The sequence below is a fragment of the Pseudoxanthomonas sp. Soil82 genome (assembly GCF_040446535.1).
GTDB classification, from domain to species: Bacteria; Pseudomonadota; Gammaproteobacteria; order Xanthomonadales; family Xanthomonadaceae; genus Pseudoxanthomonas; species Pseudoxanthomonas kaohsiungensis.
Map to the genome: position 1 here is coordinate 796,046 of NZ_JBEAAK010000001.1, position 16,908 is coordinate 812,953.

12 protein-coding genes and 2 pseudogenes are annotated in these 16,908 nt (G+C 68.1%); 6 read left to right on the forward strand and 8 right to left on the reverse strand.

The window, feature by feature from the left end; genetic code table 11:
* The first annotated feature begins 371 nt into the window (after positions 1–371).
* Entirely contained in the window at positions 372–1,505 is a 1,134-nt protein-coding gene (locus ABKA19_RS03480) for an OprO/OprP family phosphate-selective porin (RefSeq protein ID WP_353687669.1), read from the forward strand.
* 313 nt (positions 1,506–1,818) lie between these two features.
* Positions 1,819–2,052 (forward strand): hypothetical protein, encoded by a 234-nt coding sequence (locus ABKA19_RS03485; RefSeq protein WP_353687670.1) that lies wholly within the window; start codon positions 1,819–1,821, stop codon positions 2,050–2,052.
* Between the two features lie 246 nt (positions 2,053–2,298).
* Here ABKA19_RS03485 and ABKA19_RS03490 read toward each other — a convergent pair whose 3' ends face one another.
* The 3 genes from ABKA19_RS03490 to ABKA19_RS03500 all read right to left on the reverse strand — a co-directional run bounded on the left by ABKA19_RS03490 (position 2,299) and on the right by ABKA19_RS03500 (position 7,165).
* Positions 2,299–2,688, reverse strand: a complete 390-nt coding sequence (locus ABKA19_RS03490; protein ID WP_353687671.1) for an STAS domain-containing protein — start codon at positions 2,686–2,688, stop codon at positions 2,299–2,301.
* A complete protein-coding gene (locus tag ABKA19_RS03495) occupies positions 2,685–5,099 on the reverse strand; it encodes a SpoIIE family protein phosphatase (RefSeq protein WP_353687672.1) in 2,415 nt (804 codons plus the stop codon). The genes ABKA19_RS03490 and ABKA19_RS03495 overlap by 4 nt, the downstream gene beginning before the upstream one ends.
* Before the next feature lie 74 nt (positions 5,100–5,173).
* Positions 5,174–7,165, reverse strand: coding sequence for a SpoIIE family protein phosphatase (locus ABKA19_RS03500; protein ID WP_353687673.1), 1,992 nt, complete (start codon positions 7,163–7,165; stop codon positions 5,174–5,176).
* 248 nt (positions 7,166–7,413) lie between these two features.
* Here ABKA19_RS03500 and aceE point away from each other — a divergent pair, with 248 nt between their 5' ends.
* The 3 genes from aceE to ABKA19_RS03515 all read left to right on the forward strand — a co-directional run bounded on the left by aceE (position 7,414) and on the right by ABKA19_RS03515 (position 11,817).
* Positions 7,414–10,107, forward strand: a complete 2,694-nt coding sequence (gene aceE, locus ABKA19_RS03505) for a pyruvate dehydrogenase (acetyl-transferring), homodimeric type (RefSeq protein ID WP_353687674.1) — start codon at positions 7,414–7,416, stop codon at positions 10,105–10,107.
* Between the two features lie 148 nt (positions 10,108–10,255).
* The gene (locus ABKA19_RS03510; protein WP_353687675.1) at positions 10,256–11,317 is read left to right on the forward strand and encodes an AAA family ATPase; all 1,062 of its coding nucleotides are present in this window, start codon (positions 10,256–10,258) and stop codon (positions 11,315–11,317) included.
* Positions 11,314–11,817, forward strand: a complete 504-nt coding sequence (locus tag ABKA19_RS03515) for a cysteine--tRNA ligase (RefSeq protein WP_353687676.1) — start codon at positions 11,314–11,316, stop codon at positions 11,815–11,817. Before ABKA19_RS03510 ends, ABKA19_RS03515 begins: the two co-directional genes overlap by 4 nt.
* A 202-nt stretch (positions 11,818–12,019) precedes the next feature.
* Here the strand turns inward: ABKA19_RS03515 and ABKA19_RS03520 are convergent, their stop codons facing one another.
* The 5 genes and pseudogenes from ABKA19_RS03520 to ABKA19_RS03540 all read right to left on the reverse strand — a co-directional run bounded on the left by ABKA19_RS03520 (position 12,020) and on the right by ABKA19_RS03540 (position 15,107).
* Entirely contained in the window at positions 12,020–12,472 is a 453-nt protein-coding gene (locus ABKA19_RS03520) for an HIRAN domain-containing protein (RefSeq protein WP_353687677.1), read from the reverse strand.
* 116 nt (positions 12,473–12,588) lie between these two features.
* A pseudogene (locus tag ABKA19_RS03525) lies at positions 12,589–13,476 on the reverse strand (IS3 family transposase); the annotation flags it as partial.
* Between the two features lie 61 nt (positions 13,477–13,537).
* Positions 13,538–13,756: pseudogene (locus ABKA19_RS03530) on the reverse strand (transposase); the annotation flags it as partial.
* A gap of 209 nt (positions 13,757–13,965) precedes the next feature.
* On the reverse strand, positions 13,966–14,325 hold the full coding sequence (locus ABKA19_RS03535; RefSeq protein ID WP_353687678.1) for a hypothetical protein: 360 nt from the start codon (positions 14,323–14,325) through the stop codon (positions 13,966–13,968).
* Between the two features lie 80 nt (positions 14,326–14,405).
* The gene (locus ABKA19_RS03540; protein WP_353687679.1) at positions 14,406–15,107 is read right to left on the reverse strand and encodes a transposase; all 702 of its coding nucleotides are present in this window, start codon (positions 15,105–15,107) and stop codon (positions 14,406–14,408) included.
* 452 nt (positions 15,108–15,559) lie between these two features.
* Between ABKA19_RS03540 and ABKA19_RS03545 the strand changes: the two genes are divergently transcribed.
* On the forward strand, positions 15,560–16,564 hold the full coding sequence (locus ABKA19_RS03545) for an alpha/beta hydrolase (RefSeq protein ID WP_353687680.1): 1,005 nt from the start codon (positions 15,560–15,562) through the stop codon (positions 16,562–16,564).
* The last annotated feature ends 344 nt before the right edge of the window (positions 16,565–16,908 follow it).

The following is a 16,908-nucleotide window of genomic DNA, read 5'->3' on the forward strand; positions in this document are numbered from 1 at the left end:
GCGCCGCCGGCTCGGCTCCGATGCGGTTCCCCTGTAGGAGCCCATCTTCATGGGCGACCCGACACCGCAGGCAAGAACGATGTGCCCATCGCATAGACGACGCCGGCCCGGGCGACGTTCCTGCCGGTGCGAGGCACGGGTCGCCCATGAGGATGGGCTCCTACGATCGGTGGCATCGGGTCGCCCATAAGGATGGGCCCTACGTTCGGGGCGTCGGGTCGCCCATGAAGATGGGCTCCTACAGGCGGGGGCCGCGCTGCCGCTAACCTATGTGGGCCGGCAGCACCGCCGCCGGCTCCCGGGCCCCCGCCGCCGTGCGCACACCGGGCGGGCGCCGGCCCGGTCATCCCTTCCCTGGCTTACGTGATCCCATGACTTCCCCGCTTCCTGCCGCCCGTGGCGGCCTGCTCGCCCTGCCGCTGCTGCTCCTCGCCCCGGCCGTCGCGGCCGCCGCCGGCCTGCCCACCTCCTTCACCGCCGGCGGCGTGGAGTACGGCGCCAAGGGCACCGTCCAGTACGACGTCAACCGCTTCGCCGACGATGCCGGCACCTTCGAGGACGCCGACGACTGGCGCCGGCAGGAGCTGTACCTGTACGCCCGCCGCAAAGGCAGCTTCGAGCTGACCGCCGGCTACGACTTCCAGGCCGAAGCCTGGGCCGACGCCTACCTCAAGCTGGAGACCGCCGCCGGCGATTTCCGCGGCGGCCAGCAGAAGACCCTGGTCGGCTGGGAGGACTACGGTACCGGCACCAGCTCGACCCTCTACCTGGAGCGCTCGGCCGCGGAGAACGCGTTCTACCAGGGCCGCCGCGTCGGCCTGGAGTGGACCTGGACCGAACTGGAGAACTGGCGCTTCGCCCTGGCCGGCTACCACGGCCCGGACCTGGAGGACGAGAACGACGGCACCACCGTCGCCGGCCGCGTGGTGCACACCCCCATCGCCGACGACACCCGCGTGCTGCACCTGGGCGCAAGCGCCTCGCGCGAGCGCCGCGACGACGGCATCGCCCGTTTCCGCGCCCGGCCCAACGCCGCGCTCACCGCCGTGCGCCTGGTCGACACCGGCCGCCTGGCCAGCGATTCGATCGACCGCCTCGGCCTGGAAGCGGCCTGGCGCGACGGCCCGCTGCTGCTGCAGGCCGAGCTGCTGCACGGCCACAACGACGCCCCGTCCGGGCAGCCGGACTTCACCGGCCGCGGCTGGTACGCGCTGGCCTCGTGGGTGCTCACCGGCGAGACCCGCCCGTACACCAACAGCGCCTTCGGCAACCCCAAGCCCGCGCGCGACACCGGCGCCTTCGACGTGCAGCTGCGCTACGCCGACCTGGACCTGGACGACGGCGCGATCCGCGGTGGCCGCCAGCGCGACTGGACCCTGGGCACCAACTGGTACTGGGGCAAGCACCTGAAGCTGCAGGCCAACTACGTGTGGCTGCGCACCGACCACGCCGGCGTGTCGCTGGACCCGGAAATCTTCGAAGCGCGCGTGCAGTTCGCGTTCTGATTGCCCGCGCAGCCGGCAGGCGCCACTCCAGCGCCGTCGGCCGGTTGTAGGAGCTCATCCTCATGGGCGACCCCCGCGCCCGATCCGAACCGGATCGCACCGCACCGCACAGGCTCCGAGCGCATGCCGCCTGTGCCGGGGTGGCGTGTCGCCCATGAGGATGGGCTCCTACAGGTTAAGGTGCCGCGCCGTGGCCGATCCTGCACGCGGCGGAGCGCCGGAATCCGCGTTGCATCGCTTCGACCGCGGCACGTCCCTTGCCGCGCACCAAGCCGTCGCCGATCATCCCTCGACCACTTTCGAAGGGATCGCGATGTCGAGCAGCAAGCAGTGCCCCGAGTGCGAGAGCACCGACCTCTACGTCCACGGCGACATCAGCGCCCGCGGCGGCTACGGCCCGGACCTGCTGCCCGGCACCAGCGGCGTGTTCACCAACGCCAAGATGAAGGCCATCGTCTGCAAGGACTGCGGCCTGGTCCGCTTCTTCGCCCAGCGCGACACCCTGGCCAAGCTCAGCAGCGACAAGGGCTGGCAACGCCTGATGTGATGCGCCCCCGTAGAGCCGGGCTTGCCCGGCTTCGCGGTCGCGAGGGAAGGCGCAGCGGGCCAGGGCCCGCTCTACGAACGGCGCGTTGCTCCGATGCGCACGGTCATGTCGATCCATCCAATGCAACCGAACCTGCCGGTGCTCCGATACACCGCACTCTCGTAGAGCCGGGCTTGCCCGGCTTCGGGGTCGCGAGGGAAGGCGCAGCGGGCCAAGGCCCGCTCTACGAAGAGCGCGGCGCCGGGCTCAATCCTCGTCGTCGCCCTCGACCACCTTGCGCTGCATCGCGTCGAGGTAGGCGTCGGCTTCGGCGACCGAGGTGAATATCTCGTTGAGCGGCACCGCCTTGACCAGGTCGAACACCTTCTGGATCTGCGGTTGCGGGTTGACCACCAGCACCTTGCCGGCGCGCGCGGCCAGCGCCTTGCGCGCCTTGAACACCGAGCGGATGCCGGCGCTGCTGATGTAGTCCAGGCCCTCCAGGTCGAGCACCAGCGAGGTCACCGCCGGGTTGCCCAGCAGCGGCGCCAGCGCCTGGTCGAGCTCGGCATAGGTGTGCGTGTCCAGGCGGCCGCCGATGGCCACGCGCTGCACGCCGCCGTTGGCGGGGGCGATCTCGGTCCTCAACAGACTCATGCCTGGCTCTCCATGTCGTGGGCGGCGTCCAGCCGCAGGGTGACGCGCAATACGTTGCAGCCGTCGACGCGCTGGTAGGCGATGTCCTCGGCCAGCTCCTGCACCAGGAACACCCCCAGCCCGCCGATCCCGCGCTCGCCGATGTCCGCGTCCAGCGCCGGTGCGGCGTGTGCGGTCGGGTCGAACGCCTGGCCGCGGTCGCGGAACTCCAGCCACAGCCGGCCGTCGTCCACGCGTGCATGCATTTCCAGCGGGGCCTCGGGTGCGACCGCGTGCTCGACCGCGTTGCACGCGATCTCCTCCACCACCAGCCGCGCATCGTGCGCAGCCGCCGGGCTGGCGCCATGGCGCGCCATCAGGTCGTCGATCGCGTCGGTCATGCGCAGGACGTCTTCCGTCGTATGCGCCACGCTGATGTGCACCGAAGTCTCCCCCTTCGCGCCGACAGCATGCGCCTGCGCCGAAAGGTTGTCGAGGTCGCGGGCGCGGCTGATCGCCAGGATGGTGGTGTCGTCCGAGGGCGGCGCGGCGCCGACGAAGCGCTGCACGTCCGCCAGCAGCCGTGCGCAGGCCTCGGCCGCGCCCAGGCCGGCCGCGGCGGCCAGCAGCAGGCGCTCGGTGCCGTACGCCTCCTCGGCCAGGTTGAACGCCTCGGTGACGCCGTCGGTATAGGCCAGCAGGCAGTCGCCCGGGGCCAGCGTGCCCTGCCACAGCGGGAAGTCCTCGCTCACCTCGAACCCCAGCGGCGGTCCGTTCTCCAGCACCAGCATCTCGATCCGGCCGTCGCGATGCAGCAGCAGCGGCGGGTCGTGGCCGGCGCAGGCCAGCGCCAGCGCGCCGCTGAAGATGTCCAGCCGCCCGCACAGCACCGTGGCGAACATGCAGGTTTCGTTGCCCTGCGCCAGCCGCCGCGAGCCTTCGGCCAGCGCCTGCGCCGGCGTGGCCGCGGTCTGGATTGCCACTTCCAGCATGGTCACCGCGCGGGCCATGAACAGCGCCGCCGGCACGCCCTTGTCGGACACGTCGCCGATCACGAACCACAGCTCGCCGCCGCCGCGCTCGATGAAGTTGTAGAAGTCCCCGCCGACCGCCTTGGCCGGTTCCAGCAGCGCCTGCGCCTCCACGTGCTCGCCGCCGCGGTCGATGGTGCGGCCCTGCGGCAGCATCGCCCGCTGGATGTCGCGCGCGATCGACAGCTCGCTCTCGAGCTTCTGCCGCGCCGCGCCCATCTGCTCGATCTCGGCCATCTGCTGGCGGATCGACTGCCGCGCCTGCTCCAGCGTGCGCGCCAGCACGCCGACCTCGTCGCGCCGCTGCTGCTGGTCCAGCGGCACGTCCGCGCCGCCGGCGATCGCGTGCACCGCGCTGCGGGTCAGGTGTTCGACCGGCCGGCTGACCTGCTTGCCGACCTTGCGCACCAGCAGCGTGGCCAGCAGCCCCAGCACCAGGCTGGCGCCGACCAGCACCAGCAGTGCCTGGTTGAAGCGGGCGATGATCGGGTCGTAGGTCTGCCCGACCAGCAGCATCCAGCCGCTTTCGCCGATCGGTTCGACCGCGGTGAAGCGCATCTGCCCGGTTTCGTTGTCCTGGTGGGCCAGGTGCGCCGGCTGGCGCTGGCGGGCGGCGTCGGCGGCCCATTGCAGGTCGTGCCGCCCGGACTGGTCGATGTAGGCCTGCAGCGTGTCGCGCAGGGCGATGCCGGCGATGGTGCTGAAAGCGACCGTGCCCTCCGGCGCCAGCAGGGTCACGCGCATGCCGGGCAGGTGGGCCAGGCTTTCCACCGGCGCGACCACGTCCTCCAGCAGCATGTCGATGCTGGCCATGCCCTGGCCGCCCGGCAGCGGCAGGTTGTAGGTGGCCATCCACACCTGGCCGGCGGTCCGGTTGAGGTAGGGCTCGGACCACCAGCCGTCGCGCGCGGCGATGGTGCGCTGGTACCAGGCCTGGGCGCGGAAGTCGTAGCCGTCGGCGAGGAAGTCGCGGACCCGGCCGTCGCGGCCGACGTAGCGCGCGTAGGCGCTGGCGCCGGGCGCGGAAGGTTCGAGCACGACCAGGGTGCCGGCGGTGCCCGGCACCGACTCGGCCACCGCCGCCTGCGCCTGCTGCAGCTGCGCCGGCGCCAGCCCGGCCTGCGCCACCAGCCGGGCCAGGTTGCCGGTGGCGATGGTGAGCGTGCGCAGCCGGTCGTCCAGCCGCCCGGCCGCCTCGATGGTGGTGGCGCGGGTATCGCGCTGGGCGCTGTCGAGGATCTCCCGGCGCAGGTACCAGGCCGTGGCCAGGGTCACCGCCAGCAGGAACAGAAGGGTCAGCAGTCCCGACCACAGCGCGATCCGGGTGCGCAGGCTGTGGTACCAGCGCACGCGCTCGCCGGACAGGTCCGCGATCGGGACTTCGCTATCGGCGCCGGCCATGGCTCCCCCCGCGGAGCGACGTTGGGTGGATCATAGGCTGGCAACGCCGCCGCCAGTGGGCGGCGGTCACGGAATCAGTCGTCGCGCCGCCGGCTGATGGCCAGGATGGTGATGTCGTCGGACTGCGGCGCCTGGCCGGCGTGCCGGCGCACGTCGTCCAGCACCCGCTGGCAGGCGGCCTCGGCGTTGTCGCCGGCGCGCAGCACCCGCAGCAGGCGCTCGCTGCCGTAGGCGCGGTGCTCCAGGTCGAAGGCCTCGGTCACCCCGTCGGTGTAGCCGAGCAGGGTCGCGCCGGCGGCCAGGGTTCCTTCGTACAGCGGGAAGTCGTCGCTGGGCTCGAACCCCAGCGGCGAGCCGGCCGGCACCGCCAGCAGCGCCGCGCTGCCGTCGGCCTGCAGCAGCAGCGGCGGCTCGTGGCCGGCGCTGGCCAGGCGCAGGCGGCCGCTGGCCACGTCCAGCCGCCCGCACAGCACGGTGGCGAACATGCAGGTCTCGTTGTTCTCGGCCAGCCGCACCGAGGCGGCGGCCAGGATCTTCTCCGGCGAGCCGTGCCGGCGCGCCTGCTGCTCCAGCACGGTCAGCGTGCGCGCCATGAACAGCGCCGCCGGGATGCCCTTGTCGGAGACGTCGCCGATGGCGAACCACAGCACGCCCGGCTCCAGCTCGGAGAACTGGTAGAAGTCGCCGCCGACCTCGCTGGCCGGCTCCAGCAGCGCGTGCGCCTCCACGTGCATGTGCCCGGTGTCGAACGCGCGCCCGGCCGGCAGCATCGACTGCTGGATGTCGCGCGCGATCGACAGCTCGCTCTCCAGCTTCTGCCGCGCGCCGGCCATCACCCCGATCTCGTGCATCTGCTCCTTGATCGAGCCGCGCGCGGCGTCGAACGCGCGCGCCATCACCCCGACCTCGTCGCCGCGCTCGACGTAGGGCAGGGGATAGTCGAAGTCGCCCTCGCTGAAGTGGTGCGCGCTGTCGGTCAGCTGCTCGATCGGCGAGGCGATCGCGCCGCTGTAGCGCCGCGCCAGCCACAGCGCCACCAGCAGCGCGACCAGGCTGGCCAGCGCCACCACCAGCGCGACCCGGTCCAGCCGGTGCAGGAAGTGCTGGTCGGAGGTGGCCAGGGCGAAGGTCCAGCCGCTGTCGGCCACCGGCATTACCAGCGTGGCCAGCACTTCGCCATCGGCGTCGCGGGATTCGAACGAGGCCGCCGTGCGCGTGGCGATCGCCGCGGCCAGCGGCGCCAGGTCCTCGCCGCCGGGCTGGCCGACCAGCTCGGCGGCGCTGCGCCGCATCTGCACCTCCGGATCCGGGTGCACCACCGCCAGGCCTTCGGGCGAGAACAGCATCGGCCGCAGCCCGGCGCCGTTGAGCCCGCCGACCAGCGCGGCCAGCCGCTCCAGCGGCACGTCCAGGCTGACCATGCCCACCGCCGGCGCGCCGGACGCCGCCCCGGGCGGGCGCAGCGGCAGGTTGTAGGTGGCGAAGAACTCGCCGGCGGTGGCGGCGTTGGCGTACGGCTCGCCCCACCACGGTCCGGCCGCGCTGACCGTGCGCTGGTACCAGGGCATCACCTTGTAGTCGTAGCCCAGGTCGGCCACCGACTGCTCGACCAGGCGCGCCCCGTCGCGGCGGATGTACCAGGTGAACCCGTCCGCGTCGCCCGGCAGCAGCCCCGGCTCGACGATGATCATCGCCCCGGCGATGTCCGGGTCGCCGGCCAGGCTGGCCACCAGCAGCGAGCGCAGGTTGGCCGGCTGCGCGCCCACGCCGGTTGCGCTGGCGGCCAGGGTGCGGCCGCTGACCTGCACCGACTCCAGCGTGGCCTCCAGGCTGCGCACCGTCTGCCGCGCCAGGCTGTCGGCCTCGGCGCGGGCGTTCTGCACGATCAGCGCGCGCGCGCCCAGGTAGAACGCCAGCGCGGTGAGCAGCAGCAGCCCGGCGTTGATCACGCTCGACCACAGCACCATCCGCGTGCGCAGGCTGTCGCGCCAGCGCACGCCGCCGGCGGCCACCACGTGCGGGTGCGCCGGGACCACGTCGGGACTGCCGGTCGGCGGGACGGACATGCGGTGGCCAGGGGCGGCGTTGCGCCGATCCTACCCACAAGCGCGGCGATGGTGCCGTGCACAACGCGCGCTGTCCCCGGGACTGTCCCGGACACGGTATCGATTGCAACAGAAACTGCTTCGTCCGCCTCGACTTACGCCTCGACATACGCCCCCGTAGCGAGGCGGGCGCAAGGGGCCTTGCGCTAAACTCCCGGGTCCACAAGAACGTATACGCCGCGACCCCCACGCGCGGCACAGGGAGTGATATGAACTGGCTGAACGAGGTGCTGCAGAACGATCCGGATCCGGTCGAGACCCGGGAGTGGATCGAGTCGCTCAAGGCGGTCATCGACCGTGACGGCCCCGAGCGCGCGCACCTGCTGCTGGAGGACATGGTCGAGCTGACCCGCCGGTCCGGCGCGTTCCTGCCGTTCTCCCCGACCACCGAGTACGTCAACACCATCGCCCCGCACCTGGAGGCCAAGAGCCCGGGCAACGCGGACCTGGAATGGCGGATCCGCTCGATCATCCGCTGGAACGCCATGGCCACGGTCGTGCGCGCCAACCGCAAGCCGGGCGACCTGGGCGGCCACATCGCCTCGTTCGCCTCGGCGGCCACGCTCTACGACGTGGGCTTCAACCACTTCTGGCGCGCCCCGTCGGACAACCACCCCGGCGACCTGCTGTTCATCCAGGGCCACAGCGCGCCGGGCATCTACGCCCGCTCGTTCCTGGAAGGCCGCATCAGCGAGAGCCAGCTCGACAACTTCCGCATGGAAGTGGACGGCCGCGGCATCTCCTCCTACCCGCACCCGTGGCTGATGCCGGACTACTGGCAGACCCCGACCGTGTCGATGGGCCTGGGCCCGCTGGCGGCGATCTACCAGGCGCAGTTCATGAAGTACCTGGAGCACCGCGGCCTGATCGAGCCGTCCGACCGCAAGGTCTGGTGCTTCATCGGCGACGGCGAGTCCGACGAGCCCGAAACCCTGGGCGCGATCGCCCTGGCCGGCCGCGAAGGCCTGGACAACCTGGTGTTCGTGGTCAACTGCAACCTGCAGCGCCTGGACGGCCCGGTGCGCGGCAACGGCAAGATCATCCAGGAGCTGGAAGGCGTGTTCCGCGGCGGCGGCTGGAACGTGATCAAGCTGCTGTGGGGCAGCTACTGGGATCCGCTGCTGGCGCGCGACACCAACGGCGTGCTCAAGAAGCTGATGATGGAGACCGTCGACGGCGAGTACCAGAACTGCAAGGCCTTCGGCGGCGCGTACACGCGCGAGCATTTCTTCGGCAAGTACCCGGAGACGGCGGCCATGGTCGCCTCGCTCTCCGACGAGGACATCTGGCGCCTGAACCGCGGCGGCCACGACCCGCACAAGGTCTACGCCGCCTACCACCAGGCGGTGAACACCAAGGGCATGCCGACCGTGATCCTGGCCAAGACGGTCAAGGGCTACGGCATGGGCAGCGCCGGCGAGTCGCTCAACCCGACCCACCAGACCAAGAAGCTGGACGACGACGCCGTGCGCGCGTTCCGCGACCGCTTCAACATCCCGCTCAGCGACCAGCAGCTCAAGGACGCCGAGCAGGTGCCGTTCTACCACCCCGGCGAGGACTCGCCGGAAGTGCAGTACCTCAAGGAGCGCCGCGCCGCGCTCGGCGGCTACCTGCCGCAGCGCCGCCGCAAGGCCAGCAAGTCCTTCACCGTGCCGACGCTGGACAAGTTCGAGCGCCTGCTCAAGGACAGCGGCGAGCGCACCTACTCGACCACCATGGCCTTCGTGCAGACGCTCAACATCGCCCTGCGCGACAAGGAACTGGGCCCGCACCTGGTGCCGATCGTCGCTGACGAAGCGCGCACCTTCGGCATGGAAGGCCTGTTCCGCCAGATCGGCATCTACGCGCCGTTCGGCCAGAAGTACAAGCCGGTCGACTCCGACCAGCTGATGTACTACCGCGAAGACCAGGCCGGCCAGGTGCTGCAGCAGGGCATCAGCGAGCCGGGCGCGATCGCGTCGTGGATGGCCGCCGGCACCAGCTACTCGGTGTCCAACGTGCCGATGCTGCCGTTCTACATCTACTACTCGATGTTCGGCTTCCAGCGCGTGGGCGACATCGCCTGGCAGGCCGCCGACATGCGCACCCGCGGCTTCCTGCTCGGCGGCACCGCCGGCCGCACCACGCTCAACGGCGAGGGCCTGCAACACGAGGACGGCCACAGCCAGGTCCAGGCTGGCTTCATCCCCAACGTGCGCAGCTACGACCCGACCTTCGGCTACGAGGTCACCGTGCTGCTCCAGCACGGCATGAAGGCGATGATGGAAGACCAGGTCGACGAGTACTGGTACCTGACCCTGATGAACGAGAACTACGCCCACCCGGAAATGCCGGCGGGCGCCGAGGCCGGCATCATCAAGGGCATGTACCTGCTCAAGGACGCCGGCAAGCCGAAGAAGGGCGAGCTGCGCGTGCAGCTGCTGGGCAGCGGCACCATCCTGCGCGAGGCCATCGCCGCGGCCGAACTGCTGGACAAGGACTTCGGCGTCACCGCCGACATCTGGTCCTGCCCCAGCTTCAACGAGCTGCGCCGCGACGGCTTCGACGTCGAGCGCTGGAACCGCATGAATCCGGAAGCCAAGGCTCCCCGCAAGGCCTACGTGACCGAGCAGCTGGAAGGCCGCCAGGGCCCGGCCATCGCCGCGACCGACTACGTGCGTGGGTTTGCCGACCAGATCCGGGCGTTCGTGCCGATGAGCTATACGGTGCTGGGTACGGACGGCTTCGGTCGTTCGGATACCCGTGCCAACCTGCGGCGGTTCTTCGAGGTGGATAGGTACTACATCGCGCATGCCGCCATCGCCGCGCTGGCGAAGGACGGGAAGATGACCGGCAAGGACGTGGCCAGGGCGATCAAGCAGTACAAGATCGATCCGGAGAAGGCGAACCCGGTTGGGGTGTGAGATTCCCGAAGAGGCGTCTTAGGAGGGCGGCCAATTGGCCGCCTTCTTACTTTTAGGGCAGGGGGGGCGAATGCTTAGAGCGCTAGGCCTATTCAACCTTGATGTGCGCCATGTGCATAATTCGGACCAGACATCCTGAGGCCAGCCCATGCTCAAGCAACTTGGCATTAAGAACCTCACCGTGTTTGCGGAGGCGCAACTCGACTTCGGCAAGCAGCTTAACGTTATTGTCGGAGAGAACGGCGCGGGCAAATCGCATCTGCTCAAGCTGGCCTATTCCGTCTTGCAGACCAGCTGGGAAGAGGGGCGAAAGCCGAGTAATAGTGGTGAATCTCCCACCAAAACTGCTTTGCAAACACACTTGGCAGAAAAGCTCGTAAATGTGTTCAGGCCGGAACAGCTGGGTCGTCTGGCGCGCCGGCGGCAAGGCCGCGAGCGCTGCGACGTGAAGCTCGCCTTCGCTAATGCTGAGCTGGATGTCGAGTTTAGCTTCGCCACCAATAGCAAGAGTGAAGTGTCAGTAGATAAGGTGCCTGCCGCCTGGCTCAAAATTGCACCCGCATATTTGCCGACGCGGGAGCTCTTGAGTATTTACCCAGGTTTCGTGTCCTTATATGAGGGGCACTACCTTCAGTTCGAGGAGACTTGGCGCGATACCTGTTTGTTGCTCGGTAAGCCGTTACAGAAGGGCCCTAAGGAGGCAAGAATTCGGAGCCTTCTTGAGCCACTCGAGCGGGCAATGGAAGGAAGCATCGAGTTGGATGCTAATGGGCGCTTCTATTTGAGGAATGTAAGTGGGCGAATGGAAATTCCGCTAGTTGCCGAAGGTCTGCGAAAGCTCGGAATGCTTGCGCGTTTGACTGCAACAGGCGCGTTGCTGGACAAGGGGTATCTATTCTGGGATGAGCCAGAGGCCAACTTAAACCCAAAACTGGTTCGCCAAGTCGCGAGCAGCATCGTCGAATTGAGTAAGTCCGGAATGCAAGTTTTCCTTGCAACGCACAGCTTGTTTCTTTTGCGGGAACTAGAAATTCTTCTGAGCAATGATAAGAACGGCAGGGCGCACAATCGGTTCTTCGGCTTACACCCGGGAAAGAATGGAGTGGTCGTTAAGCAGGGGCCGAGCATCGAAGACATTGGCGATATAGCGGCCCTCGACGAAGACCTTGCTCAGTCCGATAGATTTTTGGATGCCGGGGTCGGCGCATGACTGTGCTGTCGGTGGATGGGCTAAATTTCACCTTTCCCGCGGGGTGGAGGGTAAGCAAATACGATGAGTGGGCCTTCTACAGGAATCAGTTCGGTCGTGCAAAAAGTGGGTTAAAGGCCGTGGATCTACTGGCTGCCCAGGGGCCGGAAGCATGGCTCATTGAGGTTAAGGACTACCGAAGGGCGGTGCGCACGAAAGTAATCTCAATTGATGAAGAAGTGGCTGCCAAAGTAGTAGATACCCTGGCATGCCTCTTTCCAGCAAAGGTCAACGCCAATGTGTCGGAAGAGAGGGAATTTGCAGCCGAAATCTTAGGCAAGAGAAAGATTCGGGTTGTGCTACATCTTGAGCAGCCGATTAAGCACTCCCGACTCTTCCCAAGGGCGATAGATCCCGCCAGCGTTCTTCTCAAGCTACGGGTCAGGCTTCATGCTATTGATCCGCATCCGCTAGTTGTCGAGCGTTTGAACATGCGAGGCTTGGGTTGGGCTGTGGCATAAGCGGGGTGGCTTAAAGTTCAGCGGAAAAACGGGGTCAGAGTGGAGTGACCCCGGTTCTTCGGACAGTGGACCTAGGGCACATACCCCAGGCGATTGAACCGCTCTTCATATTGAGCGGGTGATTGGTAGCCCAACGCCGAGCGGCAAGAACGGGGTCAGGTTCACTTCTGGGATGAGGGCGGGCGACGACGGTGCAGAGTCGCTACTCATTGACTGGTAAGTCTAACCAGACACCCAGGTTTGGACGTCCCTCGGCTCCGCCTACGATCACCGCACCGCAAGTTCCATCGAGCTTGCCGTGTGGCTCGACTTGCTCCCTGTAGCCTTTGGCGATTTCTCTGCGCAGGTAGCCGACCTTCAATCCTTCAATGTAGACCGCTACTGCGTTGGAGTCATGCGGGTTCTCGTCCTCCATGCGCAAGATCGCATCGCAGTAGTGGCGGACCTCGCCACTACCCGCGATGGATCGCAGGTTGTTCAGATAGTGGGACTCACCCACGATCTCCATGTCGTAGTTGCCGCCTCCGCCTCCAATGCGCAAAAGATAGGTTTTGGTGGCCTGCTGGCTGGCGTGCGTGCCCTCTCGAAGTTCACTCCACTTCTTGAGGATCCACAGAATCGCCAATGCAAGGACGATTGCGCCGATCACTTCCACATCGCCTCCCGTAGCGCCCGGGCTTGAGCGCCTCCCATCAGCGTTATACCTGCGGTGAGGCAGAGCCGCAGAAGAGGGGTCAGGTTGGAGTGACCCCGGTTCTTCGGACAGTGGACCTAGGGCACATACCCCAGGCGATTGAACCGCTCTTCATATTGAGCGGGTGATTGGTAGCCCAACGCCGAGTGCATGCGCGTGCGATTGTAGAAGGCCTCGATGTAGTCGAACACCGCCAGCCGCGCGGCTTCGCGCGAGGCGAACACCCGGTCCGGCATCAGCTCGAGTTTCAGCGTGCCAAAGAAGCTTTCCGCCATGGCATTGTCGTAAGGCATACCGGGCCGGCTCATGCTCAGTAACATATTCGCTGCCTCTGCTTTTGCCCGATAGCTGGCGCTGGTGTACTGGCTGCCGCGGTCGTGGTGGAGGACCAGGTGCGGTGGCGGGCGCCGCTGCACGATCGCCATGTGCAGTGCGCGTTCGGCCAGGTCGAAGGTCTGCCGCGACGCCATTGCCCAGCCCACGACCCGTCTGCTGCAGACGTCCAGCACGGTGGCCAGGTACAGCCAACCTTCGCGCGTCGGGACGTGGGTGATGTCGCCAACCCAGACCCGGTTGGGAGCGGGGCTCGCAAACGGCCACGCCAGTCGATTGGGCGCGGCGGGCGTGCCCTGGTACGAGGCGCGCCCGCGCAGGAAGCGCCGGCGTCGTCGCGTGATCACCCCATGCTGGCGCCGCAGGCGCGCGACGCGATGCCGCCCACAGGCTTCGCCGCGACTGACCAGCACCCGCCACAGCCGGCGGGAGCCGTAGGCCTGCCGGTGTTCTTCGTGGGCGGCCCGGATGACCGCCGCCAGTCGCGCGTCAGATTGCGAGCGGGCACTGGGAATACGGCCTTGCCAGGCATGGAAGCCACTGCGCGACACGCCCAGCGCCCGGCATAACGCGCTCACCGGGTAGGCCGCTTGCTGGGCCTGGATCCAGGCGTACCGCGCGTCGGTGCGTTCGCGAAGTACGCCCCGGCTTTGTTAGGATCTCAAGCTCCTGCTCGGCCCGCGCCAGGGCGCGTCGCAATCGCATCAGTTCGGCCTGCTCGGGCGAGCGTCGGCCAGACCCAGGAAATGCCTCCTGCTCGCCGTGGGCCTGCACCGCCTGGCTCCACTTGTACAGGCGGTTGCGCGGCACACCCAGCTCCCGCGACAGCTGCGCAATGGGCTTGTCGCCTACCTGCATCTGCCGCACCGCTTCCCGCTTGAACTCGGCTGTGAACTGCTGACGCTTGACCATCGAACACCTCCGGGACCATTGTCCCCTTTATCGGGTGTCCGAATTAGCCGGGGCACTCCAGGTTCACTTCGGTCCGGCAAGGGCGGCGTTGAACGAATCTGCTGAGAACCCAACCTGACCTGGTTCTTTACCCCGTTCTTTTGGTGCGCGACAACGTCGTCGTCCCGCTCCAGCAAGGGGGCGTTGCAACGTCATGCCGTTCCGCGGGCCTACTCTTCGGTGCACGTGCCCTTTCCTGTCGTCTTGCCGCACCCGTCCTTGCAACTGACGTTCGCCGAGTTGCCCCCGTCCTTGCATTCGCCTTCGCTGGCGCTGGAAAGGCAGGAGCCGCCGCCCGTGCCGGTGGATATCTTGAATGACCTGTCGGTGCACACGAGCCGTCCCACCGCGTGCGTGGGACGCGGCGGCGGCGTGGCCAGGTCGCGCGACGCCGGCGCGGGGGCCCGGGCCGGCACCTCCGCGGTAGCGGCTTCCTGGGCCTTGGCGGCCGGCCGCTCATCGGCAAGGGCATTGGGGGCGACGATGCAGAGCATCGCGAGGACGGCAGGACGAAGCGCGGAACAGGTCATGTTTGGATCCTGGTGTGTGTGGTGTCCCATCGCTAACGGAGGAACACGGCAGGATCGGCCGCCACAAAACGGGGTCAGGGTCACTTCGTGGATGAGGCTGGGCGCAATGGCCGGTGGGCCGGGCGGGTTCCGGCGAAGCGTCGGGTCTTGGCCTCGACCATGGCGCGGAAGGCATCGTGGCCGAAGGCGCGTTGTTGCTGCAGGTAGGTACGGATTTCGGCGAGCGTGTCGTCGTCCAGTGTCTCGTCCAGCAGGGTCCGGTAGGCCGATGCACGCTCGGCCTCAGTACTGCCCAGCGCCAGCCAGCTGGCATGGGGCGTCAGGCCGGAACCCCGGCGTTGGCCGGTGTTGGCGGCACAGCTGGACCAGCGCCAGGTCGCCGGGTTGTCGGTGAGCCGGGCACGCACCGGGTTGAGCTCGATGTAGCGGTAGCAGCGCAGTACGTAATGCTCGCTGTCGACCAGGCAGGCCTTGTAGCGTCCTTCCCAGAGCGTGCCTGTGCGTCCATGGCGGCCGTTGAACAGCGCGACGTAATTCCGTCCAAGCCGCTGCATCATCCTGCCGACGGCCCCGCGTTCCGACGGCGTGACCAGCAGATGGACATGGTTGTCCATCAGCACGTAGGCGTGCAGTTCGCACCGGGTAGCGAGCAGCGCATCGGCGAGCAGGTGCAGGTAGCGCAGGCGGTCGCCGTCATCCAGGAAGCACGGCAGCCGGTTGTTGCCGCGCTGCACGACGTGCTGGGGAATGCCGGGGAGGTCGATGCGCGGCAGGCGGGCCATGCACGCAGGATGCGGCCGCTCCTGCCACCTGTCGGCCCGCACCTTCCGGCGCCCTCGTCAGAACCGGGCGCCACGCAAGGTGGGAAGTGAACCTGACCCCGTTCCGCCGACCCCGTTCCGCCGCTCCGCCGCCGTTCCGTGTCCGAGCTCTTTGCTCGGCGTGTGAGGTTCAGGACCCGATTTCTGTGGATAACTCGTCCTTTATGTGGTGTACGGAACATTGCGAGCTCGCAGGTGTTCCACGCAGTGCGGTCCAGGTTGCCGGGTATGCAACCTCGCGCTGTCAGGAAGTGAACCTGACTCCGTGACCTGACGCGCCGGAACGGCGGATGAACTGGCCGCGCTTCCGCACCGTAGCAGCATCGCCCTTCCGCTCGGGCCCTGCGCTACGCTCGTCGCTCGCGTGGCGCCAGGCATATCGGCGCACGTCCCCTTCACGCATGGAGAGCAGGATGAAGTCTATCGCAAGCCTCGCGTTTCTCGCCGCCGTCTCGCTGCATGCGCCTGCGGCGCAGGCGGCAGCGGACGTGCCGCAGCAGACCCCCGACAGCTACGCCGTCGCCGGCGAGCGCATCACCGTCGCTCCCGGCCGCGCGTTGAACCTGCGCTGCGTGGGCGATGGCCCGCAGACCGTGCTGCTGGAAGCCGGAGGAAACGCCGATTCGGCCACTTGGTTCCGCGTGCAGTCGCTGCTGTCGTCGCAGGCGCGTGTATGCGCCTACGACCGTGCCGGATACGGTTTCAGCGATGAAGGCCCGTTGCCGCGCGACCTTGATGCCGACGTCGCCGACCTCGCCGCGCTGGTCGCGGCCGCGAAGCTGAAGACGCCGCTGGTGCTGGTCGGGCATTCGCTGGGCAGCAATATCGTGCGCGGCTACGCGCGACAGCACCCGCAGGATGTGCGCGCGCTGGTGCTGGTCGATCCGCCGGAGCAGGGCGCCGACGCACTGCTGCCGCAAGCCTGGAAGGCGCAGGACGAGGCCGGTCGCGTGCAGCGCAATGCGTTCCTCGATGCCTGCCTCAAGGCGGCCGAAGCCGGCACCCTGGACCGGGGCGAGGGCCCGCTGGCGTCGTGCCTGCGCGCTGCGCCGCCGTGGCAGAGCGCAGCGGTCGCCGCCGCCACCCGCGCGTACAAGCTCAAGCCCAGCTACTGGCGCACGTTGCGTTCGGAGCTCGATGCCAACGCCGTGATCTTTGCCGCGCCGGTGCCGGAGGCCGAGTCCTACGGCGACCTGCCGCTCGTGGTCCTCTCCGCGCCAGTCGCCGGCATGCCGGGCGTACCGACCGAGGTTGGCAAGGCCCTGCAGGCCGCACGCGAGCAGACCCACGCGCGCCTGGTCGCGGCTTCCCGCAACGGCCGGCGCGTGGAGGTGGCGGACAGCTCGCACGACGTCCAGCTGGACGCACCGGAAGCGGTCGTGGCTGCGGTGGCCGGCATGCTCGCACCGCCGAGGTAACGTGGCGGCGTGCGCCCCGGCCCGGCCTGCGCGCGATTGCCGGGAAACGGGGTGGAAACGGGGTCAGGTTCACTTCCGCGATCGGAGGGGGGCTTCCAGAGGCATCGAGTTCGGAGCTCCATCACCCGGGTCCCGAGCTCGGCGCACCGAGTTGTAGGCCACATCACCCGAGTTCCGGACTCGACGTGTGGAGTTCCGGGCTCCATCGACCGAGTTGCGGACTCGACACGCCGAGTTCCGGACTCCATCACCCGAGCTCCGGGCTCGGATCGCCGGGTTCCGGACTGCGTCAGCGGAGCCCCAGGCTCGGACCACCGAGCCCGGAACTCCATCGCCAGAGCTTT